Genomic DNA, 23795 nt, shown 5'->3' with positions numbered 1-23795 from the left:
ATCCTGAGAGCGTATCTCATTTCAGTCAGGTTGTTCGGGATTAATGGTTAGTCTTTTTCGCCAAAACCGCTGGCAAATAATCCTTTAATTTCCTGCATCGCCTCCTGTTCATCACTGCCTTCACAAATAATTTCAATCTCAGAATGGCCTTTTACCCCCGCACCTAAAACGCTCATTAATCCTTTTAACCGGGTATCCTTGCCATTATTAATCAGGGTAACCGACGACTGATATTTCTTTACCGTTTTAATCAGGGTGGCTGCAGGACGCGCGTGCAGACCGGTGCTGTTAACAACACGAATATTTTCTCTGACCATAATTTACATTCTGCTTTATTGCGGACGTTAATATCAGGAAGCGCGATTCATCATCTGTATTTTACTGAATACATCGGTTTCAACCGCCATTTTTGCACTGGTCATGACTCTTGCCAGATTAGCTTCGTTATTATTTTCGGTCCAGGCTTTACCCACCGAGGTAATAAAGGCTTTTCGCAGATCGCTGGCAATATTCACTTTCACCACATTATATTTTACGAAGCTACGAATAATTGCCTCATCAATACCGGAACCGCCATGAATAACCAACGGCACCGGACAAACAGCCGCTATTTTCTGTAACAGGGGAATATCAATACGGGGAATATCGTCCAGCCCGTGCACATTGCCCACCGATACCGCCAGCATGCTACAGCCGGTTTCCTGCACAAATCGCAGCACCTGGTACGGATCGGTTTTACAGTCTGCTTCGCTGACGTGGTCGTCTTCTTTACCGAGGATCGCGCCCAGTTCGGCCTCAACCGGCACGCCAAACGACTGGCAAAACTCCACCGCCGCACGAGTAAAAGCAATGTTCTCTTCAAAAGGCAGTTCGGCACCGTCGATCATCACCGAGGTGAAACCGGCCCGCACCGCCTGTTTAACATCGTCCAGCTCTTTTCCGTGATCGAGATGCAGACTGACGGGCACATCCATGCTGGCGGCACGTTTTTTAACCATTTCATAAATGTAATCGTAGCCAGAAAGTCTGGCATTGGTCGGTGCAATCTGAATGAAATTGGGCAGGCCTGAACGCTCAATCGCATTCAGAATCGACAGCGTGGTTTCCAGATTAGTGGTGTTAAACGCGCCCGCCAGAACCCCTTTTTGCTGAATCGCGTTCAGCAGAATATGACCGTTCACTAATGGCATAACCTTTACCTCTCTCTTCGTTGAAGGACCGTACCTAAATAATATTTGTCGGATTTCAGCCAGACATTGCCATACTCCACCGGCATATCCTGCTGAAAGAACACCAGCTGTTCCAGATGGAGCACCGGCGCATCCTCACTGACATCCAGCAGATGTCCCCGCTCTGCGCCGATAATTTTTGCGGCATAGCGGCTTTGCGAAAAACTGATCTTTTTCCCTGACAGCCTTTCAATTGTGGGGAACAGATTGTTGTGGTTAAAATCGACCGCCTCAATGCCGGGACAATGCGCCACGTTGATGCGGTTTTCGATCACCATCACCTTCTCACCTTCGACGCTACGCACCCGCTCCAGGTAGAGAATGGCATCACCCGGTTTGATGCCCAGTTTGGCGGCAACCAGTTCGCTGGCGACCTCCGCCCGCGAGCTGATCACCTCGGTGGTGAAACGCAGATGCTGACTTTCCAGCGATTCAGCGAAAGAGAGCAGCCCCTCACCCAGCGAATAAGAAATATTGACGCTTTTAACAAAGGTGCCTTTGCCCTGGACCTGCACCAGCAATCCCTCATTGACCAGCATGGTCACCGCTTTTTTCACCGTGCCCCGACTGACTCCCAGCTTTTCCATGATCTGATTTTCCGACGGCACCCGATCGCCGCTGGTCAGATCCCCCTTATGAACGTTCTGACGAAGCCACTCGGCAACCTGAAGATAAAGTGGCACTTCAGAATCTTTCAAAACGGTATTCATGCGCTGTTTCCTCTGTGATTAAGATCGTCTATGTACGACTATGCACAAGTATAAACCGAACACAACCTGATTTCCCTGCATCAATAAACGATCCTCTTCACCTGAACCACACCAGCGGCAGCCGCTGAAAGCCTGTCAGAGAGCGCCTCCCCTGCTTACTCGTCCATCTGCATAATCACTTTCAGCACCTCATTGTGCGGATTGGCCGCGAATTCAATCGCCTCATGCAACCGGGATAACGGCCAGCTGTGGGTGATCATCTCCCCGAGGCGGATGCGATCGTTGCGAATGATCTCGACGGCTTCCTGCATTTCGCGGGACGACAGTGAATAAGTGCCAACGATTGAAATTTCATCACGAAAAAAACGCGCCGCATCAATCGTCACCAGGTTGTCCTGATCAAACGGCGAGAACACCACCACCCGTCCTCCCCGCCGCAGCAGGTCGATAGCCTGCGGCAACAGTGACGCGACGCCCGCCGCAATCACCACCACATCCACCCCCAGCCCGGCGGTAATCTCAGCAATGCGCGCCGGCAGATTTTCTTTGGCCGGATTGATGGCATGATCGATACCCAATCGCAGAGCCAGATCCAGTTTGAAAGGGGACAAGTCAGAAACCATCACCGTGGATGCACCCATCATCGCCGCAAGCTGCGCGCTGAGCAGGCCGATGGTGCCGGACCCCATCACCAGCACGCTGCATCCGGGGGTAATCGCCGCCTGTTTCAGACCGTGCAGGCAGCAGCCAATGGGTTCCACCATCGCCGCGTTATCCCAGGAAACCCCTTCCGGGATGAGGTGCGTCAGATGCTTAACGTGCAGTTCCGGCAGGCGGATATATTCGGCAAATCCGCCCGGCTCAATGTGGGTGGGTTTAAATTGCTCGCACAGCGTGAAATGCTCACGGTGACAGTAGTGGCAACTGAAGCAGGGGACGTGAATGGCCGTGACCACCCGGTCACCAGGCCGGAAACGGCTGACACGCGCGCCGACTTTTACCACCTCCGCCGCCACCTCATGACCGAGAACCACCGGACCGGTTACCGTCTGATGACGGGCTTTATGGATGTCCGTGCCGCACAGGCCACAGCTTTTCATTCTGACCAGAATATCGCCGTCCTCAATATCCGGAACGGGCATCTCCTGATAACGAATATCGTTTTTGCCGTAATAAACGCTGGCTTTCATGATTTACGTCCTGTTGATCTGATTTTCAATGTGAATTTTGCTGGCGAACAGCGGTTGGTAGATCTGCCGGTAAACCCGATCAAACGCGGCGGCGGACGGCTCATCGGGCTGATAGCGTTGCAGAGAATCCGCCGCGAGCGCGGCAACGTGCGGCTCGAAACCCGCCCCGCGTGCGCCCAGCAGCGCCGCGCCCCGACTGACCGCTTCCGGGATCTGACAGGCGACAATTTCCCGCCTGAGGATGGTGGCTTTCAGTTGCAGCCAGTAAGGGTTCTGGCAGGCTGCGCCGATCACCAGCACCGATTTCCAGTGATTGCCCGTCAGCGACTCGCAGGTTTCCAGCAGGTGGCGGAGTTCATAACAAAGACCGTGAAACACCGCCTTTAAAAACCCTTCCGCATCGGTATGGTCAGCCAGACCGTAAATCAGCCCCTTCGCATGGATGGATCGCTGGGGTGGCCCGCTGCCGCGCAAATGCGGGATCAGAAAGCTGTCGGTGGGAGATTCAGCGGCACCTTTGCTCATCAGCCACTGCGTCATGCTGGTAAAATCAGCGCGTGTCAGGCCGAAAAGGTTACTGAACCATTCAATGGCATAGCCCGCTGACGGCAGAGAGGCATACAGCGTTGCGGCATCCGGCAACACATGGCGGCCATTAGAGAGCCGCGAGCGGAAAAAACCTTCGGTAAGCGAGGGTTGATTACCCACCACCAGCAGGCCTTCCGTGGTGCCGGTGGAATTAAGGATTTGCGTCGGTTCGGTCACCCCGACCGCCACGGCACCGACCATATGATCGTGACCGGCAATGGAAACCTTCGCGCTGCAAGGAATACCCGTTGCCTCACTCACCGTTGCCAGTAGCTCACCGGTTGGCTTACCGGCGACGGTCAGCGGGCTGAACAGCGTGGCAGGCAACCCCATCGCGGCAATAATCTCTGCCGACCAGTCGCCCCGGGCGATATCAAAAGCCAGCGTGCGGGAAGCCAGCGAGTATTCAGCACGCCGTTCGCCGCTCAGGCAAAACGCAATATATTCCGCCATGCAGAGCCAGCTGGCAGGCTGCTGAGCTTTGTTATGCTCCATCAGCCAGAGGATCTTGTTGAGGCTGTAATTACTGTGCGCAGGAATACCGGTAATTTCATACAGACGCCGGTCACCCAGCTGGCTGACAACACGCGCCAGCTGCGGCTGGGTACGGGTGTCATACCAGGTCATCACCGGCCCGATGATATTGTCTGCGGCATCCAGCAGCACCCCGGCCTCACCGACGCTGGCTACCGAAACCGAGACAATATTCTGCGGATCGCTGACGGCATGTGCCACGTCATGCAGACCGGCGATCAATCCCTGCCACAGCGTCGCCATATCAAAATCACTGCCGTATTCGGTGATATTTTTGGGCGTAATAAAACTGTGCTTTTTCACCAGATGAAGATCGGCAATACGATATAAACAGACCTTACAGTTGGTGGTGCCCACATCAATACCAATTGCGTACATATCTCTGCCCTTAATCAGGGAAATTTCACTCATCAATAAACCCGGTGCGATGCGGGTGATTACAAGCCCGGTTTCTCAGCCGCGCCGGAGGCGGCATGCGCTTCGGCCATCTCTTCTTGTTGCATCTGCCTGCGGGTCATGCGGTACAGCAGCAGACAAGTGATGAAGATGACCGGGATCAGCGCCAGAGCCAGCCCGTTTCCTTCGAAGATTTTTACCATCCAGAAGCGGAATGGATTGCCGCCATCCAGCAGGCTGGATATTTCACTGTCGGTGTTAATCGGAAAATGGATACTTTTTGCCACGGCGGTCAGGATGGGGGCCGCAGCGGAGGCGACATACAGATTCAGCGACAGCAAAGGAATACCGAGAATAAAGGCACGGGCAATATTGCCGCGACACGCCAGTACCACCATTGAGATTGGCACCCAGATATTTGCCAAATCGCCCAGCGGTAACAGTCGGTTACCGGGCAGGATCACCGCCAGCAGCACGCCAACCGGGATCAGCAGCAGCGCGGTTGACAGCACGGAGGGATGTCCCACCGCCACGGCAATATCCAGACCAATATAGAGATCGTCGCGCTCAGGATACTTTTTACGCAGAAACTTTTTCACCGCGTCGGAGAGCGGGAGTAGCCCCTCCATCAGCAGCTTCACCATGCGGGGCATTATCAGCATGACAGCACCCAGGCTCATCGCCAGCGTTAACACGCCTTTGAAGTCATAGCGGGCGAGAATGCCGATCCCCGCCCCAAGGATCACCCCCAGCATCATCGGTTCACCAAAGATGCCAAAACGCTTCTGAATAGCCTCGGCATCGGCATTTAAGCGGTTGATCCCCGGTATTTTATCGAGGATCAGATTACCCAGCAGGCCAAACGGAAAGAAGATGGCGGAAGAGAGCGTGGGCAGAGAAATGCCCGGCAGATTGAAATACTTCTGGATCATCGGCGCACACCAGTCGGCCAGCAGCAGCGTGATGACCGAGGTCACCCCGGCGATCAGCAGGCCAAACAGGAAGCTACCGGTGACGTTGTACACCATCGCGCCAACCATTGAGAAGTGCCAGAAGTTCCAGACGTCAATGTTCACCGTGCGTGTCCACTTCATGGTCAGCATCAGCACGTTAATCGCCAGCGTCAGCGGCACAACAAAAGGTGCAACCTGCGAAGCCCAGGCGATGGCGGCAAGGGGTGTCCAGCCCAAATCCACCACCGGCAGGTTAATCCCGGTATGTTTCACCATCTCTTTTGCTGCCGGACCGAGGTTATCCAGCAACAATCCGAAAACCAGAAAAATACCGATAAAACCCATGCCAATCGTCAGCGCGGAACGCAGCGCTTTATTAAATCCTGCGCCGAGGCACAGGCCCATAATAAAGATAATAATGGGTAGCATGATGGTCGGGCCAAGACCCAACATATACTGAATGCCGCCATAAAGTGTCTGAAGCATCGGCCTGCTCCTGGTTATTTTTTCAGAATGGAGATGATTTTTTCGAGAAGCGCTTCTTCACCGAAACCGGTCAGCAACGGCAATCCATTGAGGACTGGCGTCTGAAGCGTGGTTTTCACCGCGGAGGTGACAATAATTAAATCGGCAAGATCGTCCTGCGTCGCAATGGTGCCAATATTCGACTGAACAGGCTCAACATTAATTCCGTGCTCTTTGCAGTAATTAACCACTTTTTCTGTTGCCACGGCTGAGGTGGCAATTCCGCTGGTACAGGCAAAAATAATTTTCTTATTCATAGCAAACTCCGTTATCGGTCGTCGAAATTGCAAAAATCTGGGGCCGGATATTAAGCGAGATTATTTGCCAGAAGCTGCATCACCGCCTCACGTGATGCGGAGCTTAATAGCTGGTTCATCTCGTCGGTTTTTTGAAAAAGGGAAATCAACTTCATCAGGAATTCAAGGTGCGCATCTTTTTCATTTAACAATAAAAAGAAAATGACCTGCACCCGCATGGTTAATTCAGGATCTTCGGCCTGGTAAAACTCAATGCCTTCCGGACAGGTCACCACCACCAGTTTGGGTTGACGAATATGTTCGATATCGACATGGGGAATAGCCACGCCCATCGTCTCCAGCGGCATGGCGGTGGGGTGATCCTGCTCGCGGGCAATCAGCGCATCAGCGTAACTTTCCGTCACCAACTCTTCAGATAACAGCTGACCGGCAATCTGCCTGAACAGCACATCACGCTGTAGCGGTGCCTGATGCAGATGAAGGAGTCTGGCGTCAAGTAAGCTGTTCAGTTGCATGTTGTACCTCTGTAATCACCAGTGAAACCCCTGTGCGAAACAGGGGGTGTTTAATGTCAGGTATAGTTGTCTATGTACAACCATGTTCAACCTGAGCAAACCGTACTCCTGTCACATGGAAATGAGCAATCTGCTGCGACAGGAATTGTGCTTTTGCTCACATAAAAATATTTTTTTAATTCAGGGAGGCGATGGAGAGAGGCGCATTACAGATTGATCGGTGAGGAATTTTTTTGGCGGTGCTTAAAACAGAGGTTATTTTCACTTCTGGTGGATGGCACAAATTTTATAAGGGAATAACGCCACCTTCGTCGAAGCACAGTTTTGCTGAACAATGAAAATCCCGCCTGATAAAATCTGCTATTACGGTGATTTTTCAAAAAGGTAAATCAGTCAGAAGACCAGGAAAATAAACCAGAAGGCAGACAGTGTTATTAAAAAGAACAACAAAGGAATATTTTATTTTTACTTTTCACGGATAAAAACCTGATGTCAGCAGGGATAAAAAAATAACCAGCGGGCGTCATCATAACCGCACCAATAACAAAAAATCAGCAGCCAGCAGGCTTGTTTTTTAATATTAAGGTTATCTTAATCTTTGTCATAAAATTCTGCCCACCCGCCCCGCTCACGGATAAAGTAAAGCGATAAAGCCGGTCACCTTGCGGATACTCTGAAGTCTGTAAATAAGAATAATTTTCGTTATCATTCTGATGCTTTTATATTAAATTGTCGCTGCTTTGAAGAATGGCTGTAACAAACTTGAATTGTCTTCTGAACAGGATGATGACATGAAACACTTTTCGCTTAAATCCCTTGTGCTTGCAGGTCTGTTTTCTTCTTTTACGTTATCTGCCCACGCCGCCGATGACACGCTGGTTATTTATAATGCACAGCATGAAAATCTGGTGCAGTCATGGGTTGATGGTTTCACGCATGACACCGGCATCAAAGTCACCCTGCGTAATGGCAGCGACAGCGAACTGGCTAACCAACTGGTGCAGGAAGGTAAAGCCTCGCCTGCCGACGTTTTTCTGACCGAGAACTCACCCTCGATGGTGCTGGTGGATAATGCGGGCCTGTTCGCCCCACTGGAGAGCAACACGCTGGCGCAGGTGGATAAAGCGTACCGTCCTGCTCATGGCCGCTGGACAGGCATCGCTGCCCGCAGCACGGTGTTTGCTTATAACCCGGCGAAACTGAGCGATGCTCAACTGCCACATTCGATCATGGATCTGGCAAAACCAGAATGGAAAGGCCGCTGGGCGGCATCCCCGACCGGGGCAGATTTCCAGGCCATTGTCAGCGCGATGCTGGCGCTGAAAGGCGAAAAAGCCACCCTTGACTGGCTCAAAGCGATGAAAACTAACGCGGTGCCTTACAAAGGCAACAGCACGGTGCTGAAGGCGATCAATGCCGGTCAGATCGACGGCGGGATCATTTATCACTACTACCGCTTTGTTGATCAGGCAAAAACCGGCGAAAACAGTAAAAATACCGCCCTGCACTACTTCGGTCATCGCGATGCCGGTGCCTTCGTCAGCATCTCTGGCGGCGGCGTGCTGGCTTCCAGCAAACATGCCAAAGAGGCGCAGCAGTTCGTTAACTGGATAACCGGTAAAGCGGGTCAGCAACTGCTGAAAACCAACGATGCCTTTGAGTATGCGGTCGGTAAAAATGCGACTTCCAATCCAAAACTGGTGCCGCTGAAGGATCTGAATGCCCCGACTGTCGAGCCGTCGTCGCTCAACAATAAGAAAGTCATTGAATTAATGACCGAAGCCGGATTGCTGTAACAACGGAACTTTGTGGATGCAAAATCCTGCTTTTCATAAGCCACCCACAGGTGGCGTTAAGGCCCGCACGCCGGGCCTTTTGCTTATATTGCTGGCGGTAGTGATAACCCTGTGTTCACTACTGCCGCTGGCATTTGTCACCCAGGTTACCTTCAGCAGCGGCTGGCAGACCATCCGCACCCTGCTGTTTCGCCCGCGCGTGGCGGAACTGATGCTCAATACCACGCTGCTTATTCTCTGCACTCTGCCGCTTAATATTGCCGCAGGCACAGGACTGGCCTGGCTGACCGAACGCACCGCCCTGCCGGGACGCCGGCTCTGGTCCCTGCTGTGCACCGCCCCGCTGGGCGTACCAGCGTTTATTCAGAGCTACGCCTGGATAAGCGTGCAGCCCGCGATGTCCGGCCTGAGCGCGGCCGTCTTTCTCTCGCTGCTGGCCTACTTTCCCTTTATCTATCTTCCGGCAGCGGCGGTACTGCGGCGGCTCGATCCTGAACTGGAATATGTCGCAGCCTCGCTGGGCCTGACGCCGCTGGCGGTATTTTTCCGGGTGATCCTGCCACAGATGAAGCTGGCGATACTCGGGGGCGTGCTGCTGACCGTACTGCACCTGCTGGCGGAATACGGGCTTTTCGCGTTGATCCGCTTCGATTCTTTTACCACCGCCATTTTTGATCAGTTTCAGTCCACCTTTAACGGCCCCGCCGCCAACATGCTGGCAGGCGTGCTGACGCTGACCTGCCTGCTGTTTCTGCTGCTTGATATTAAAGTACGGGGGAAAACCCGCTATACGCGGGTCGGTGCAGGTGTACCGCAGCGGCAAAGGCCAAAACCGCTGACGCTGCCGGTGAAGGTGGTGTGTACGCTGCTGCCGCTGACGCTGGGGGTGCTGTCGCTCGGCGTGCCTCTGCTGTCACTGCTGCGCTGGCTGTGGCTGGGCGGAGTGGACGTGTGGCAACAGCCTGCTCTGTGGCGCGCTTTCCAACAGACATTAACCCTGGCGGTTACCGGTGCGGCGCTGACCACCGCCTGTGCCTTTCCACTCGCCTGGCTGTCGGTGCGCTATCCGCAGCCGGTGTTTCGACTGATGGAGAGCTGCAACTACCTGACTGGCTCACTGCCGGGGCTGGTGATAGCGCTGGCGCTGGTGACCGTCACCCTGCAACTTGCGCCGCCGCTGTATCAGACCGCCTTCACCCTGCTGCTGGCCTATGTGCTGCTGTATCTGCCCCGTGCGCTGATAAGTTTACGCGCCGGTATTGCTCAGGCTCCGGCCGAGCTGGAGAACGTCGCCGCCAGCCTGGGGCAGCCGCCGTTTCGGGTGCTGTGGCGGGTCACGCTGCGCCTGATCGCGCCAGCCGCCGCCTCCGGCGCGGCGCTGACCTTTATTGGTATTGCCAGTGAGCTGACCGCCACCCTGCTGCTCTCTCCGCTCGGCACCCGCACGCTGGCCAGCGGCTTCTGGTCACTGACCAGTGAAATCGACTACGTGGCCGCCTCGCCTTATGCGCTGCTGTTAATTCTGCTTTCACTTCCTTTAACCAGCCTGCTTTATCGTCAGGCTGGCCGCGCCGCAGGAATATAATATGTTAACGATCAAGGGATTAAATAAGTCCTGGCAGGGGACGCCGGTGCTGCATGACGTGCAGTTAACGGTAGCAGCCGCTAACCGCACGGTGATTGTCGGCCCGTCCGGTTCAGGCAAATCGACCCTGCTGAAACTGATTGCAGGTTTTGAGCTGCCCGACGGCGGGGAGATTATTTTCGATAAGCGGTCGCTGACCGCTGGCCGGGTGCCGGTGCCTGCCCATCAGCGCGGCATTGGCTACGTCCCGCAGGACGGCATGTTGTTTCCTCATCTGACGGTGCGGGACAATATCGCTTTCGGCCTGCAAGGGCCGAAGTCTGGGCAGGATGGTACGGTAGCGGCCCTGCTGGAGAAGGTATCGCTGGCCTCCCACTTCGCACAACGCTGGCCGCATGAACTCTCCGGCGGGCAGCAGCAGCGCGTGGCGCTGGCCAGGGCGCTAGCGTTAAAACCACGGCTGATGCTGCTGGATGAACCCTTCTCCGCGCTGGATACCGGACTGCGGGCCGCCACCCGCGATGCGGTGAAGCAGATCCTCAGCGAAGCGGGCATTGCCTGCATTCTGGTGACGCACGATCAGGGAGAGGCGCTCTCCTTTGCCCAACAGCTGGCGGTAATGGAAGCGGGTCGCCTGATGCAGACCGGCCATCCGCGTGAACTTTATCACTACCCGGTGAATGAGCAGACCGCCAGACTGCTGGGTGAGGCGGTGATCCTGCCGCTGCGCCAGCGACAGCAGGGTTACTGGTGTGCGCTGGGCGAGGTGACCCCGTTACGCAAGCCCGTCAGCGACAGCGCGCGCATTATGCTGCGCCCGGAGCAACTGAGCATAAGTGTCAGCCAGCAACCAACAGGCATCCTGTTGCAGGATTTCGCCTTTGCCGGGGACCGCTCACTGCTGACGGTTTATCTGGAGGAGGAGAAACAACAGCTGACGTTGCAGACGGCTTCCTCACAATGGCTGACGCCCGGCTGCTGGCTGCGACTTGAGGTACGCGAGGCGGTTCATCTGCTGTAACGGCCGCAGCTACCGGGCAGCAGAACCCCGGCAGGCATCATCAGTGATTATCGCCAGCTGTCGCAGCCTGGCGATAAGCCAATATTTTTCTCCTGATAAAAATAGCGTTTTTCAGCCTGTGATTGCAGGTATCAGAGGAAGCCTCTTGTTTCCTTTTCATTCGTCCGTTATCAGGCACAGCAATGCTCGTTCCATGAATCACGATAGATAATATTTCCCTCTGTATACTTCCAGCTTATCGCCTCATAACGCAATTCAAGCGTTTCCAGATGCGTGCTGGTAATACCATTGGGAGAGAGGTATGGCGCGACCGTGGTGAACCTGACGTTTTCCAGAATGATATTGAAATACTCAGCTTCAACGCCTGATTCCAGAATACGGTACATCCTGATTGTCGCCTTCTTCATGATTCGCCCCTGACACACGGCACGGTAGAGCAGCGGCGTGGTCTGATCAAACTCCTTCACTATGGTGATCGGGCGATGAACGCGCGTGCCGGTAAGTTTTCCTAGGTTTGATTCAACCGGGACAGTGACGCCGTGGGAGAAAGATTTTAGCTCGACAGAACCCAGTCGCAGCAGCATTAAACAACCGCCAACAATCGGAGAGCCATTTTCATCTTCAAGCCATAAATGTGCGGGAACAGACATATTATTTCCTTATAAATTTCAGCGAAGCCTTGTTGTTGTTACCATTTCACGTAGCGACCAAATATAAACAACATGAATAAGAAAAAGACTGGCACAGGCCACAAAGGACCATCCGGGAAAAATTGTACAAAGACGACGGCGAACAGCAATGTGAATAATGTCGGACCGTACATCGAAAATAATGACCTGAATATCCGCCTGAACACTCTTTTATACCCAAAATAATTCGAGTTGCAGGAAGGCGGCAAGCGAGTAAATCCCCGGGAGCTTACTGAAGTAAGTGACCGGGGTGCGCTCGTGCAGCCAACGCACCTGCAACTTGAAGTATGAAGGGTATAATCAGATTCATCATGGTTATCGAATAATCCTGGTAATAATTTCTGCAATTCCATTTTCTGATGCCCATGGTGCATTTGAGCCTGGCCCATCAGGCGTTATTGTCGCAGCCAGTTTGGACACGGACAGCGCGCAGAAACCGGAGCGTACACGGAGTACGTGAGGATTTCGAGCACTGCCCAGGTTCAAAATGGCAAGTAAAATAGCCTGATGGGCCAGGCTCTTAGTGCCTGTGCTCGATCAAAAAGTGTTCGAATCAGGAAATACATCATTTCCAGCTCATAAGCATAGAGCGCCGCATAATAAGCAGGCCAGGTAAAGCGAAGGTGATCTGCGCTATCTGCGGCTTTCTGAACGACGCCATATACGCCAAACCCAGCAAGAATCCCCGCAGTTTTGCCCGCGACGAGAGCGCTCATATCAAGACTGAGATTCGTACCCATAGCAACGGCAGAGGCAACAGCTAACGCGAATCCGGCACTGGTTAGTGAGCTTGCGGCGATGTGCACATTAACCGCCATCAACTTTTTTTTGATGTGCTCTATTTGATTATACGTTTTGTATTTGAATATTTCTTCAAAGTAGATTCTAAGCATGTCATACACAATATTGCCATGCCGAATAAGATGTATGACACCATTTTTGAATCGTATATCCTCACTTTTTTGCTGCTGACAGACATCCTGAATTACCCTAAATAATTCGAGTTGCAGGAAGGCGGCGACGCAGTGAATTCCCGGGAGCGTACATCAGTACGTGACTGGGGTGAGCGAGGAAAGCCAACGCGCCTGCGACTCGAAGTATGACGGGTATAATCTTTGGTAAAACAGGATGTATAATACAAAACCCGTTTTGCGCCCGCTACCGTAGTATTAACCTGCTCGGAGACCGCCTTTCCGACACCCGTTAATGCGTGGTCGAGCTTTAATGCAAGGATCTTATTGGCCTGTAAATATCCGATAATTTCATTACTGTAATACATAACTGCTCCATGTTAATTTCCATTATCTCCTGACAAAATTCTTATATCTTTTCTCCCTGTTGAATAATTAATTATGACCGCGATGATACTGCAACTGCTGCGCTATTAAAAGCCTGGCTCATCAGGGCCGGTTTATCTGCCATTTCTAATCCGGGCAGTGGCTGAAATCCTCACCTGGTCCGTTTCAGAGGGGCATAATAATGTTTTTATCCAGAGTCAGCTTCATGCAATGGCGCAAATAAAGTATCAGCCCTGTTTGTGTCGTTAAAACAGAGCCCCCCCGACGGGTAAGCAGTCGGGTTTCTGCCTGAGCGGATATTCGCGCGGCACCGCTCCTGAAAACAGGGTTATTGCGCGCACCGACCATGCACGCATTTTGTGCAGCTGGCGCTTTGTAACATCTTAGCTATCCCTTCTGCTGTTAAACAATCAGGCAGGTTTGACCAGGGTAAAACAGCGACATTTTAAGCCTGCCAGATAACGAGGTAACGGTCGCTTTCCGCCGCTTGCCACAGATTATGCTGCTATCCGGCGTCATTTGCCTGCGGATAAAAATATCAGCTGGCGGCAAGCGGTTGCCGGGCGTTTTGTAACTAAAATTTAAATAATCGCGCTCAGCTGTTTTTTCAATACGCCAGTATATTTTTTACAATATATTCATTTGGTTACACTTGCAGTGCCAATATTTTTATCCATAAAATGTACATATGATATAATAAAAAGTTGATATTTCAGTTTTATTACAGGCCGTCAGATGAAAGCAAAGCTACAAAATATTATCGATTCTTCAATGGCGCTTTTTAACCGCGAAGGCTATCAGTCTTCTACCATTGACAAGATTGCTGAAACATCTGGCGTTTCAAAAATGACCTTTTACCGTTATTTCCCGGATAAAGAGTCATTGATTAAAACCATCCTCGAAATAAAACATCAGCAGTTTATTAGCGAACTGAAAGAAATTACCGAAGCAGAGACGGAAACCAAAGATAAACTTTTTTCTATCTTTAAATATTATAACAGTTGGTTCTATACCCCCGAATTTAACGGCTGCATGTTTAACCGGGCGGTTGTTGAATTTGGTGACAGCTCGGCGGTATTAAAAGAAATTAATATTAAATTCAGGGCCGATTTACAGGCGCTGATATATGAGATTCTCTGCCAGTGCCTTAATCCTGAACCTGCCAGCCGCGTCTCTTTCACCATTATGATGCTGATTGATGGCGCTATCGCGGCCAGCCAGTCAGAGGGCATCGCCAATATTGAAAATTCTCCGGCACTGACTGCCTGGTCCACCACCAAAGCGCTGATTTTTTCAGAGGGCGGCGTCATTTAATTAAGCGGAAACAGCCGCGTTATTCTCCCGTCACAATGGCCTGTATCAGGGCCATTTTGCATTTTTCAGATTGACATAGCCTTAATCTGAAAACCATTAAACTGCAATCTGTTGTCATCTTAAAGCTGACAAAAAGATGTTAGATTCCGCTCACTCATCCTGATACAGCCTGTCATTAATTAACGGGTAAAGAGAATATTCTCTTCAGGATGGGGGCTGAATTAACGCGTTATTTTATAAAAACCTTCGGTGATATTTATATACCCAAAATAATTCGAGTTGCAGGAAGGCGGCAAGCGAGTAAGTCCCCAGGAGCTTACTGAAGTAAGTGACTGGGGTGCACTCATGCAGCCAACGCACCGGCAACTTGAAGTATGAAGGGTATATCCTGTCAAACAGCTATCGCCGCTTATATAAGGCCACGCCTGTGAATATACACACACAACAGATCATCAATGCACTGTGCCTTAACGAACATGAGCAATTACCGCTGGCGGATATTATTCACGCTCTGGCCTGCGAAGATAATTTACCTGCCGTTTATCAGCATTATCCCCGGCTGGCAGAAAAACTGTCGGCGCAGGTGGCAGATACGCTGAAGCTGGCACTGACCGGGCAGAATGCCGCTGCCCGGCGGGATATGCAGCTGGCGCTGTTTATCCTTTATCAGTCACACCTGGCCGAGCCGCTCTCGGCGCAGAGTCGTAATCAGTTCGATCCCCTGCTTATTCAGCTGCGCCAGACGCTGGAATCCGCCTGGCTGGAAAATGAAATCAACGCAGCCGCCATCCCGCTTCCGGACCTGTGCGTTGAGAATATAGTGGCGGAATTAACCGCCTTATGGTCCGCTCATCCCACGGCCCGTCATCCTCTGTTTGATTTTCTTGCCAGCGAGGCCAACGAAACCCAAATCAATTACTTTTTTAAAAGCGACAGCGCGCTGAATTTATTATTTTTCGATCTGGTGGCCATGACGCTGGTGGGATCGTTTCCGGAGACGCGGGCTGAAATCAGCCATAACCTGTGGGATGAAATTGGTCAGGGCAGCAATGAGTTCACCCATGTCAATCTGTATAAAAACCTGCTGGAGCGACGCGGCATCGCCCTGCCCGATGACCATTTCACCCATCTGTATGAGTGGCAGGGGCTGGCCGGATATAACCTGTTTATGGCCGCAGGGGTGACGCGCCAGCACTATTACAAACTGACCGGCATGATGGCGATGACCGAACTGCTCGATCCGTCTCAGTATGAAAAGCTGGTGGTGGGATGTAAGCGTATCGGGTTGAGCGACAGGGATATCCATTACTACTCAGAGCACATCAGCGTTGACGTGGCTCATGCTGATGGCTGGCTGAACAATGTGATCGTGCCGGTTTGCGCCAGACACCCCGCCGCAATGGCAGAAATCTACAACGGGGCGATACTGCGACTGCAAACCTGTCAGCACTACTACGATTATCTGCTGGCGAAGCTCCGTTCGCTGTCAGCGCACACCGCCTCTGAGGTTGCGCTGACAGACACGGCGGTCCGCTAACAGCAACGCGCCGGACCGGCCAACGGCGCAGGATAAAAACAGGCGCAGAGCGTGATGGCGAAGCCAGCAACCCTGCGCCTGCTGATAACGCGCTAACGCCGTGCCGCCTCAGGCCGACGGCTGGTGGTGAAAGGTGGCGTTGATGCTGATGGCAAACGCCAGCGAATTAGCAATGTAGCACTTGCTGTGGGCCAGCTCATGCAGCGACAGCGCCAGCTCTGCATCATCCCCTTCCTTCAGCGTCACCTCTGGCCGTAGCTCTGCCGAGACAAATTTTCCGCTTTTTTCATTCATCGTCGCCACCGGTTGGTCGCTGTATTTCACCACGCACAGACCGGCATCGGCGCAGAGATGCAGATACCACAGCTGATGGCAGGCAGAGATGGAAGCCAGCAGCAGCTCCTCCGGATTCCAGCAGCTTTCTTTGCCCAGAAAGGCCGGATCGGCGGAACCGTTCAGCGTTTTACCCGCCGCGCCGTTGACCACAAATTCCCGCGTATAGGATCGATAATCACGGGTGCCGACCCCCAGATTTCCCTGCCACTCCAGCGCGACCTGATAATGATGCAGCTTTTCAGCCATGTTGTTCTCCAGCAGCCAGATTAAAGAGAGAAAGAGTGTGTGGCAGAAAGCGCCGGATTACCAGCCCGCAGCAGCATCCGGCCCTGTTGCGGCAGCAGCACCACTGCCGCCACGGTGCGTTCGCGACGAATATCGCCATTATCCGCCACGCATACCGGCGGCGTACTGAACAGCCCAAAGCATCCCTCAGCATCAATGGTCGGCTGCTGTAAAAATGCCCTGGTCTGATTCAGCCGCAGCTGCGAGGAGTTGCGCGCAAAGATATTGATCGCATCCTGCGCGATAAAATCAGCGTGGAGAAAATGGTTGGTATGGGCGGTTACCGCGCCCTGCTCCACCACACGCAGCTGATTATCGAGGCTCTCGACGCAGACTGCCCGCTGAGCATCGCACAGGGTGAAGGATCGCGAACTGGAGAGCGGCAACGCGGCCAGCGCTTCCAGCGCCTCGCCCACATTCGCGCAGCTATCCAGCAGATGACGGATTGCCAGATAAGGCGGGATCCCCTCCTGCCAGCGCCCGCCCAGCACCATGTTCAGCCCGACAGCCAGCCCGCAACTGTTCATCCCCAGATAGCCCAGCAGCCCGGCGAAACTCAGCACCAGCGCACGTCGTTGTGGAGTATGCACATGCAGGACGCGAATAAAATCATCCAGATTGCCGTTGAGATCGACCGTCTGCGCCAGCAGCGGCTCACTTTTCAGCGACGCCAGCGTTGAGCAGTCCCCACCGGTGGTGATGCGGTTATAGCCCAGCACCTCGCGCCGCAGTTGCAGCAGCCAGGCCACATCGGCAGACAATCCCGCCCCCACCGCCAGCCCCTCAATTTCCGCCGCCATCTCCGGCAACCAGCGGCTGACCAGCGCCCGGTAAGCGGTTATCTTCTCGCCGAGCGCCGCCAGCGACAGCGGCCTGTCACTCAGCGGTTGCAGACGGCACAGCCCGTCAGCTGCAAACTGTTGCAGCGCAGCGCGGCACTGTTCACCATGCTGAATGCCCCGCGTCAGGGCATCGCCTTCCAGCCGGATCAGGAAATGATCGGCACTCATTTTGCTCCAGCCTGTAAAGCGGGCTGAGCGGCCTGCAACATCGCTTTCACCCCCGGCCATTCGTCCGCCAGCACGCTGTAAAAGATCGCGTCGCGGCGGCGGTTGTCCGGCATAAAGTTAAAGCTGCGCAGCGTACCCTCTTCCGTCGCGCCAATCCCGCGCAGTCCGGCGCGGGCGCGGGTGTTCAGCACGTCGGTTTTAAACTCCACCCGAATCGCCTTCAGCGTTTCAAAGGCGTGCGCCATCAGCAGATATTTTGCCTGGCGGTTGATGCCCGTGCCGCGAAACGCCTCGCCCAGCCACGACCAGCCAATCTCCAGTCGCGCTTCCTGCTCCAGCATACTGCCGATGCTCATGCTACCGGCTATCTGTCCGCTGGCCTTATCAATCACCGCGTACACCGCCCGGCTGCCCGCCGCCTGATCGCGCAGCATGGCGTTAAAAAACGTCTCAAACTGCGCATCGTTATCGACGCGAAAGACAAAATATTGCCAAATCTGCCCGTCACGGGCCAGCTCACGCATCGCCTGCCGGTCGTCTTCCTGTACTGCTCTTAACAGCACCCGCTCATTCTGCAAGGTGGCGGAGGCTTTCTGGTTCCAGCTCATCTGTTCTGTCCTCTGGCTCGGCGTTTATTGGGCTAGTTGTTTATTCAGGATCCGACAGACATCGGCCAGGCTGTGCATGTTCGCCAGGTCCTCTTCGGTCAGGCAGCCCAGACCGATCGCCATCTCATTACAGAGTGAGGTAATGAACAGGATTTTATTCAGCGACGTCAGCCCGTAAGCCTCACGCATATTCAGCGCCGGGTCGAGTTCATCGGCGCTCACCGGCGTCAGCAGCGTGGCAGAAAGCTGCCTGCGGGCGGTCAGTTCCAGTGGAGAGAGGGCAGTTTCAGTGTGCATATGCATTTTCCTTAACAGAGGTGACAAGTTGTTGCTGATAGCGCTCAAAAATCATTTTACGCAGGGGTTTGAACTGAGAAGTGAGCAGGCCGTTTTCGATGCTGAAGGGTTCTGCGGCAATAATGTAACGGGCGACGTATTCATCTTTTTCCGCCGCCGCGTTAGCGCTGGAAACCCAGCGGGCGATCTGTTCCGCGTCGGCGTTGGCGCTGACCGGAGAGATAACCGCCACCAGATCGGTCTGCTGCGGGCTGAAAATCACACATTCGGCAATCGCCTCGCTGTTTTTCAGCCGCGCCTCAATCGGCTGCACATCAATCTTTTTACCGTTATCCAGCACGATGACGTTATCGGCGCGGCCTTTGATATAGAGATAGCCGTCCTCATCCACCCAGCCCAAATCGCCGGTGCGCACGCCGCCGTCAGCGGTAAACATCTTCTCCGTCGCGCCGGGCTGGGCATACAGATAGCGGGTATTCACCGGATGGAGGCTGTGCACGATAATCGCGCCTTCACTGTCAATCTCCACCCGCTTCTCCGGCAACACCTGTCCGACGCTGCCCGGCCTGCTGGCCCCCGGATAATTTTTGCTGACGATACAGGTTTCGTTCATACCGTAGCCTTCATACAGCGGCAGTCCGAGCTGATGGAAAAGCCGCACGGTGGCCGGATCGGCAGGGGCAGATCCGGTCCACAGGTAACGGATCTTACTGCCAAACAGTTTTTTGCCCTGCGCGGTCATCGCTGCCAGCTCTCCCTGCTGCTCGATATGGCGACGCGCCGCGTCAAAGAACGCCGGCACGCCCATCACCACGGTCGGCTCCAGCTGCGGCATCACGATAAAGGCCGACTGGAAGTTGGTGAGGATGGTGTCATGACCGTATTTCAGCGCCGAGTAAATCCAGTAGCGCTGTTGCAACAGCGACAGCGGCAGGAACACCAGCAGGCTGTCCTGTGGACCGTGTTCAAACAGGGTCTGCACGTCGCGCAGGGAAGAGTCGATGCTGCCGACGGTGGCCGCCAGCCCCTTTGGCACGCCGGTGGAACCGGAGGTGAATTTTACCGTGGTGGTCTCTTCATCGGCATAGCTGACCGGCGGCAACTCTGCCTGTTGCCAGTCGGGAAAAAGCGATATGTCACTCAGCGGGCGCAGGATGCTGCGGTCCGCGCCCAGCGGTTTATCGGTATACAGCCATTTCAGCTGGTAGCGTGCTGCCAGCTCGGGGGTGGCCTCGAATTTTGCCGGATCGAATCCGGCGGTGCGCACTTTAATCCGCAGGGCCGCCAGGTCCAGCAACACCCACTCCAGGCAGTTGTCGGCAAGAATACCCAGCGTATCTCCGGCGCGAATGCCCTGCGCCAGCAGGCCATTCGCCACCTGCCCGGCCATCTGGTAAAGCTGCGTCAGTGGGATAGCTCTGCGGCCACTCAGGGTGGCGACAATCAGATTTCCGCCCTGGCTGGGCGGATGATTAACAATGTCATTAATCAGGGAGCGACTCATAAACGGTTTCCTTGTGTGGCGATGTGTGCGGCCATCGCCTGCACCGTATTGAACTGATAGACCGACTCCAGCGGCAGCGAGACGCCGAAGGTTTTACGTACCTGGGTAAGAATGCGTAACGCACTCAGAGAGTTACCACCGGCGCTGAAGAAATCGTGGGTTTTCTCCACCCGGCCTGTCGGTAACACCGCCTGCCAGATCCCCTGCAACTGGTTTTCAATGGCGCTGTGCTGCCCGTCGTCAGCGGCAGGTTGCGCAGGCTCTGCGGCCAGCGGCAGCAGGCTCAGCGCCTTGCGATCGACCTTCAGGTTGCGGTTCAGCGGCAGCGCCGGATGCCAGCAGAAACGTGACGGGATCATATAATCCGGCAACTGCTGACTGAGCGCCTGACGCAGCCGCGCCGGGTCCGACGCGCGGTTATCCCCCACCAGATGGGCCACCAGAATATCGCCGCTGTCGCTTTTTGCCGCCACCACCGCGGCCTCGCTGATGCCCGCCTGTTTTACCAGCGCGGCCTCCACCTCGCCCGCTTCGATGCGATAGCCGTTCACCTTGATTTGCAAATCCACCCGGCCAAGGATCTCAATATTGCCGTCCGGCAGATAGCGCCCCAGATCGCCGGTACGGAAGTAACGTGGCTGCTCGCCTGCTGCCTCGATATAGCGTTCTGCGGTCCGCACCGGATCGCGCCAGTAGCCCGGCGTGATGCCCGCGCCGCTGGCGAGGATTTCACCAGCCACCCAGTCAGGGCAGGGTGTTCCCTGTGGGGAAGCAATCAGGCACTGATTGTTAGCATTGGGTCGGCCATAGGGAATGGCATCCCCGGCGCAGTCTTCCGCCCCGATCGCATGGCAGATATTCCAGATGGTGGTTTCGGTCGGGCCGCCGAGCGACCACTGTTCAATCTCCGGCTGCTGAGCCATGATCGCCGCAGGCAGATCCGGCGGGATACGATCGCCGCTCATCATCAGCAGTCGCAGCGATGACGGCATGGCATCCGCGTAATCGTGCATCATCCGCACAATGGCCGGGACCGAGTTCCACACGCTGACGCGATACTCCCGACAGAGCTGCGCCCAGTGTTCCGGGTCACCGCTGCGGTCGGCATCCGGGAAGACCAGCGCGGCCCCGGCCGACAATGCGCCAAACAGATCCCACACCGAGAGATCAAAATTGAATGCGCTGATGGCAAAAAAGCGATCCTGCGGCTGAATGGTGAAACGCCGCTGGCAGTCATCCACCAGGTTAACCACGTTACGATGGGTAACCATCACGCCCTTTGGCTGGCCGGTGGTGCCGGAGGTATAGAGCACATAGGCCAGATCGTCCGCTGAAGCCTCCGCGTCACGCGGTGGCAGGGTGAAGGTTGCAGGCAGCGGCGCACGCAGATCAAACTGCGGCAGCTCACACGTCAGGTCAACGTTGGTCAGCACCATGCTGACCTCGCCGTCCTGCAACATATAGTCACGCCGGGCGGCGGGCAGACGGGCATCAATCGGCAGATAGGCCGCGCCCGCCAGCACAATCGCCAGGATGCCGATCACCTGCTCCGGCGAGCGTTCTGCCACCAGGCCCACCAGCGTGTTACGTTGCACGCCCTGGGATTTCAGCCATTGCGCGGCTTCGGCCACCCGGTTGTACAGTTCGCCATAGCCGATCTGCCTGTCCAGCGTACAGAGCGCCAGCGCGTCAGGCTGCCGACGCGCCCGCTGGACAAAATCATCGCCCAGCAGACGCGTAGCCAGCGGCGTATCCGTGGCGTTGACCGCCGCGCGACGCTGGCGCTGATCGTCCGGCAACAGATCAAACTGTCGCTGCTGCCAGCTGTGGGGCTGACAAAGCAATTCGAGCATCCGCTGGTAACCGGCGGCCAGCGCGCTGAGGAAACCGGCCGGGAAGGCGGACTCCACGCCGTCAAGACGGATAACCAGCGCGCCATGCTGTTCAAAAACAAACACATCCAGCAGCACCTGCGGGGTCTGGCTGAGGCTGAAAACTTCCTCGCCAAACAGCGTCAGCGCATCGCCGCTCACCCCTTCCATCGCGCCCAGCGTGCAGTTAAAGGTACAGGGCATACGGGCGGCAGCCAGCCCGCGCTGCCGCGCCAGCTCCTGCATCACCTCAATGGCGGAAAAATGGCGATTATCGACATCCTGATGCAGGCGACGTTGCAGCGCCCGCGCCCGCTCAGGGAAGGTCAGCTGCTGCTCACGCGCCACTTCCAGCAGCAACGGCGCGGAAAAGGGGCCGACGGTGCGAAACGCCTGCGGGTGGATCGGACGACGCTCTGACACGGTGACATTCAGGGTGAAATGATCCCCGGCTCCCCAGCCAGAGAGCGTCTCGGCGTAGGCCGCCATCAGCACCGTGGCCGGGGTCAGCTGCTGCGCACGGATCTGCGCCTGCAATCCCTGCCACGCCTGCGCGGTCAGCGACACCACCCGCTGGCTGAAACGCGCCGGTCCACTGGCGCTTTTCACCGCCTGCGGCAGCTCCGGGGCGGGCGGCAGCGTCGGGATGCGCGCCAGCCAGTAATCGCGTGAACGCTGCCAGGCGGCATTGCCCCGCTCCTTTTGCAACGCGTCGATATGTCGGTCAAACGCCAGATAGTCGGCAGGCGCAACCTCGCCCTGATAATGCTGGTGCCAGTGGTGAAACAGCAGAAACATGCTGATGCCATCGACGATCATCCCGTCGTGATTGATATACAGCACCATCTGCTCATCGCTCAGCAAAGCCAGGGAAACCTGCAACAGCGGGCCTTCCGGCGACAGCATCAGGTGGGATTTCTCTTCACGCAGCCGCGCCCGCTCGGCCTGCTGCTGCGGCCCGGTCAGCCCGCGCAGATCGTGACGGATGATGCTCAGCGTCTCGTCGCTGATAAACTGGGCGTTATCCTCAACAATGCGCAGGCGCAGCGCGGGCTGATCTGCCACCACCTGTTGCAGGGCCTGCTCCAGCCGCTCCGGCTGCCAGCACCCTTCCACCTCATGATAAACCTGATTCGCCACGCCACCGCCGTCAAACAGCGGCGAACGTCCGCGATAATAAGCCTGCTGGAGCGCGGTCAGCGGGAAGCTGGCCGCACGCTGACCCAGCCACGTCAGCAGCTCCGCTTTATGCTCGCGCAGCTGCGCCACCAGCTCAGGGGCGATATTCTGCGTCGCCCCTTCCAGTTTCAGATTACCTTCCAGCAGGCTGATTTTCAGACCGGCCTGTTCAACCTGCCGTAACAGTTCAGCGGGGGTCATGCTGTTACTCCCTTCGCCGCCGTGGTCTGCTGGCGTTCAGCTTCACGGGCAACGTCGCCCAGCGGCTGCTCCAGCAGGAACGCCAGCGGGATATCCGCCTGCAATTCATTGAGCAGATAGTATTGCAGCGTCACCGCCATCAGCGAGGTTGCGCCCAGCTCAGCCAGCCGCTGTGACGGCTCAGGGGCGGCGTTGGGCAGCAGCGTGACCAGCTTCTCCTTCAGCCATGCCCAGTGCTGCGGTTCCTGTGGCGCGCTGCCGTCGCTGAAAAAAGTGACCTGATGCAGGGTGATGGCGTTGCCCGGCGTGACGATCGCCGCCTGCTGCGGCCAGCGGCTGGCCGCTTCATTGCCCAGCGCCGCCGCCA

At 55.2% G+C, this 23795-nt stretch carries 21 protein-coding genes and 1 pseudogene; 5 read left to right on the top strand and 17 right to left on the bottom strand.

The genetic code is table 11. The annotated features are described in order from the left end of the window. Positions 1 to 47: 47 nt before the first annotated feature. The 8 genes from BG55_RS18605 to BG55_RS18570 all read right to left on the bottom strand — a co-directional run bounded on the left by BG55_RS18605 (position 48) and on the right by BG55_RS18570 (position 6897). A complete protein-coding gene (locus tag BG55_RS18605) occupies positions 48 to 317 on the bottom strand; it encodes an HPr family phosphocarrier protein (protein WP_034940730.1) in 270 nt (89 codons plus the stop codon). Between the two features lie 33 nt (positions 318 to 350). Next, positions 351 to 1190, bottom strand: coding sequence for a class II aldolase (locus tag BG55_RS18600; protein ID WP_034940727.1), 840 nt, complete (start codon positions 1188 to 1190; stop codon positions 351 to 353). A gap of 5 nt (positions 1191 to 1195) precedes the next feature. Then, positions 1196 to 1939, bottom strand: coding sequence for a GntR family transcriptional regulator (locus BG55_RS18595; protein ID WP_034940724.1), 744 nt, complete (start codon positions 1937 to 1939; stop codon positions 1196 to 1198). Between the two features lie 155 nt (positions 1940 to 2094). Continuing rightward, positions 2095 to 3129: a zinc-binding dehydrogenase gene (locus BG55_RS18590; protein ID WP_034940721.1), complete on the bottom strand. Its 1035-nt coding sequence runs from the start codon at positions 3127 to 3129 to the stop codon at positions 2095 to 2097. A 3-nt stretch (positions 3130 to 3132) separates the two neighbouring features. After that, positions 3133 to 4662, bottom strand: a complete 1530-nt coding sequence (locus tag BG55_RS18585; RefSeq protein WP_052018956.1) for an FGGY-family carbohydrate kinase — start codon at positions 4660 to 4662, stop codon at positions 3133 to 3135. Between the two features lie 26 nt (positions 4663 to 4688). Next, a complete protein-coding gene (locus BG55_RS18580; RefSeq protein WP_034940718.1) occupies positions 4689 to 6086 on the bottom strand; it encodes a PTS galactitol transporter subunit IIC in 1398 nt (465 codons plus the stop codon). 14 nt (positions 6087 to 6100) lie between these two features. After that, on the bottom strand, positions 6101 to 6382 hold the full coding sequence (locus tag BG55_RS18575; RefSeq protein ID WP_034940715.1) for a PTS sugar transporter subunit IIB: 282 nt from the start codon (positions 6380 to 6382) through the stop codon (positions 6101 to 6103). 50 nt (positions 6383 to 6432) lie between these two features. After that, on the bottom strand, positions 6433 to 6897 hold the full coding sequence (locus tag BG55_RS18570) for a PTS sugar transporter subunit IIA (RefSeq protein WP_034940712.1): 465 nt from the start codon (positions 6895 to 6897) through the stop codon (positions 6433 to 6435). 791 nt (positions 6898 to 7688) lie between these two features. Between BG55_RS18570 and BG55_RS18565 the strand changes: the two genes are divergently transcribed. Genes BG55_RS18565 through BG55_RS18555 form a run of 3 tightly spaced genes read left to right on the top strand, consistent with a single transcriptional unit; the run spans position 7689 to position 11299 of the window. Continuing rightward, positions 7689 to 8693, top strand: a complete 1005-nt coding sequence (locus BG55_RS18565) for an iron ABC transporter substrate-binding protein (RefSeq protein WP_034940709.1) — start codon at positions 7689 to 7691, stop codon at positions 8691 to 8693. 16 nt (positions 8694 to 8709) lie between these two features. Next, positions 8710 to 10278: an ABC transporter permease gene (locus tag BG55_RS18560; RefSeq protein WP_034940706.1), complete on the top strand. Its 1569-nt coding sequence runs from the start codon at positions 8710 to 8712 to the stop codon at positions 10276 to 10278. 1 nt (position 10279) lies between these two features. Next, positions 10280 to 11299, top strand: a complete 1020-nt coding sequence (locus BG55_RS18555) for an ABC transporter ATP-binding protein (protein ID WP_034940703.1) — start codon at positions 10280 to 10282, stop codon at positions 11297 to 11299. 170 nt (positions 11300 to 11469) lie between these two features. Here the strand turns inward: BG55_RS18555 and BG55_RS18550 are convergent, their stop codons facing one another. Next, on the bottom strand, positions 11470 to 11949 hold the full coding sequence (locus tag BG55_RS18550; protein ID WP_034940701.1) for an Hcp family type VI secretion system effector: 480 nt from the start codon (positions 11947 to 11949) through the stop codon (positions 11470 to 11472). Positions 11950 to 12470: 521 nt separating this feature from the next. Further along, a pseudogene (locus tag BG55_RS18545) lies at positions 12471 to 12974 on the bottom strand (hypothetical protein); the annotation flags it as partial. 1047 nt (positions 12975 to 14021) lie between these two features. Here BG55_RS18545 and BG55_RS18540 point away from each other — a divergent pair. Both BG55_RS18540 and BG55_RS18535 read left to right on the top strand, forming a co-directional pair. Further along, positions 14022 to 14600: a TetR/AcrR family transcriptional regulator gene (locus BG55_RS18540; protein ID WP_034940698.1), complete on the top strand. Its 579-nt coding sequence runs from the start codon at positions 14022 to 14024 to the stop codon at positions 14598 to 14600. 427 nt (positions 14601 to 15027) lie between these two features. Next, positions 15028 to 16137: an iron-containing redox enzyme family protein gene (locus BG55_RS18535; RefSeq protein ID WP_338070027.1), complete on the top strand. Its 1110-nt coding sequence runs from the start codon at positions 15028 to 15030 to the stop codon at positions 16135 to 16137. Between the two features lie 108 nt (positions 16138 to 16245). On the opposite strand, the gene BG55_RS18530 is transcribed toward BG55_RS18535, so the two are convergent. The 7 genes from BG55_RS18530 to BG55_RS18500 all read right to left on the bottom strand — a co-directional run. After that, positions 16246 to 16719, bottom strand: coding sequence for an OsmC family protein (locus tag BG55_RS18530; RefSeq protein WP_052018954.1), 474 nt, complete (start codon positions 16717 to 16719; stop codon positions 16246 to 16248). A 20-nt stretch (positions 16720 to 16739) separates the two neighbouring features. Beyond that, complete coding sequence (locus BG55_RS18525; RefSeq protein WP_034940695.1) at positions 16740 to 17768, bottom strand: C45 family autoproteolytic acyltransferase/hydrolase; 1029 nt, start codon at positions 17766 to 17768, stop codon at positions 16740 to 16742. Continuing rightward, positions 17765 to 18376, bottom strand: coding sequence for a GNAT family N-acetyltransferase (locus BG55_RS18520; protein WP_034940692.1), 612 nt, complete (start codon positions 18374 to 18376; stop codon positions 17765 to 17767). Before BG55_RS18520 ends, BG55_RS18525 begins: the two co-directional genes overlap by 4 nt. A gap of 24 nt (positions 18377 to 18400) precedes the next feature. Then, positions 18401 to 18673 carry an acyl carrier protein gene (locus BG55_RS18515; protein ID WP_034940689.1) on the bottom strand — a complete coding sequence of 91 codons (273 nt, stop codon included), beginning with the start codon at positions 18671 to 18673 and terminating at the stop codon, positions 18401 to 18403. Further along, positions 18663 to 20177 carry an AMP-binding protein gene (locus BG55_RS18510; RefSeq protein ID WP_034940686.1) on the bottom strand — a complete coding sequence of 505 codons (1515 nt, stop codon included), beginning with the start codon at positions 20175 to 20177 and terminating at the stop codon, positions 18663 to 18665. Before BG55_RS18510 ends, BG55_RS18515 begins: the two co-directional genes overlap by 11 nt. Then, entirely contained in the window at positions 20174 to 23428 is a 3255-nt protein-coding gene (locus BG55_RS18505) for a non-ribosomal peptide synthetase (protein WP_034940683.1), read from the bottom strand. Before BG55_RS18505 ends, BG55_RS18510 begins: the two co-directional genes overlap by 4 nt. Next, a partial coding sequence (locus BG55_RS18500) for an acyl carrier protein (protein ID WP_034940680.1) occupies positions 23425 to 23795 on the bottom strand: 371 nt, incomplete at its 5' end. The genes BG55_RS18505 and BG55_RS18500, both read right to left, overlap by 4 nt.

The organism is Erwinia mallotivora (assembly GCF_000590885.1).
Classification (GTDB): domain Bacteria; phylum Pseudomonadota; class Gammaproteobacteria; order Enterobacterales; family Enterobacteriaceae; genus Erwinia; species Erwinia mallotivora.
The sequence above is the reverse complement of the archived record's forward strand: the minus strand, read 5'-3'. Positions and strand labels throughout refer to the sequence as shown.

Coding starts and splice junctions, on each gene's coding strand:
- BG55_RS18605 (WP_034940730.1), bottom strand. CDS start 317: ATGGTCAGAGAAAATATTCGTGTTGTTAACAGCACCGGTCTGCACGCG.
- BG55_RS18600 (WP_034940727.1), bottom strand. CDS start 1,190: ATGCCATTAGTGAACGGTCATATTCTGCTGAACGCGATTCAGCAAAAA.
- BG55_RS18595 (WP_034940724.1), bottom strand. CDS start 1,939: ATGAATACCGTTTTGAAAGATTCTGAAGTGCCACTTTATCTTCAGGTT.
- BG55_RS18590 (WP_034940721.1), bottom strand. CDS start 3,129: ATGAAAGCCAGCGTTTATTACGGCAAAAACGATATTCGTTATCAGGAG.
- BG55_RS18585 (WP_052018956.1), bottom strand. CDS start 4,662: ATGAGTGAAATTTCCCTGATTAAGGGCAGAGATATGTACGCAATTGGT.
- BG55_RS18580 (WP_034940718.1), bottom strand. CDS start 6,086: ATGCTTCAGACACTTTATGGCGGCATTCAGTATATGTTGGGTCTTGGC.
- BG55_RS18575 (WP_034940715.1), bottom strand. CDS start 6,382: ATGAATAAGAAAATTATTTTTGCCTGTACCAGCGGAATTGCCACCTCA.
- BG55_RS18570 (WP_034940712.1), bottom strand. CDS start 6,897: ATGCAACTGAACAGCTTACTTGACGCCAGACTCCTTCATCTGCATCAG.
- BG55_RS18565 (WP_034940709.1), top strand. CDS start 7,689: ATGAAACACTTTTCGCTTAAATCCCTTGTGCTTGCAGGTCTGTTTTCT.
- BG55_RS18560 (WP_034940706.1), top strand. CDS start 8,710: ATGCAAAATCCTGCTTTTCATAAGCCACCCACAGGTGGCGTTAAGGCC.
- BG55_RS18555 (WP_034940703.1), top strand. CDS start 10,280: ATGTTAACGATCAAGGGATTAAATAAGTCCTGGCAGGGGACGCCGGTG.
- BG55_RS18550 (WP_034940701.1), bottom strand. CDS start 11,949: ATGTCTGTTCCCGCACATTTATGGCTTGAAGATGAAAATGGCTCTCCG.
- BG55_RS18540 (WP_034940698.1), top strand. CDS start 14,022: ATGAAAGCAAAGCTACAAAATATTATCGATTCTTCAATGGCGCTTTTT.
- BG55_RS18530 (WP_052018954.1), bottom strand. CDS start 16,719: ATGGCTGAAAAGCTGCATCATTATCAGGTCGCGCTGGAGTGGCAGGGA.
- BG55_RS18525 (WP_034940695.1), bottom strand. CDS start 17,768: ATGAGTGCCGATCATTTCCTGATCCGGCTGGAAGGCGATGCCCTGACG.
- BG55_RS18520 (WP_034940692.1), bottom strand. CDS start 18,376: ATGAGCTGGAACCAGAAAGCCTCCGCCACCTTGCAGAATGAGCGGGTG.
- BG55_RS18515 (WP_034940689.1), bottom strand. CDS start 18,673: ATGCACACTGAAACTGCCCTCTCTCCACTGGAACTGACCGCCCGCAGG.
- BG55_RS18510 (WP_034940686.1), bottom strand. CDS start 20,177: ATGAGTCGCTCCCTGATTAATGACATTGTTAATCATCCGCCCAGCCAG.
- BG55_RS18505 (WP_034940683.1), bottom strand. CDS start 23,428: ATGACCCCCGCTGAACTGTTACGGCAGGTTGAACAGGCCGGTCTGAAA.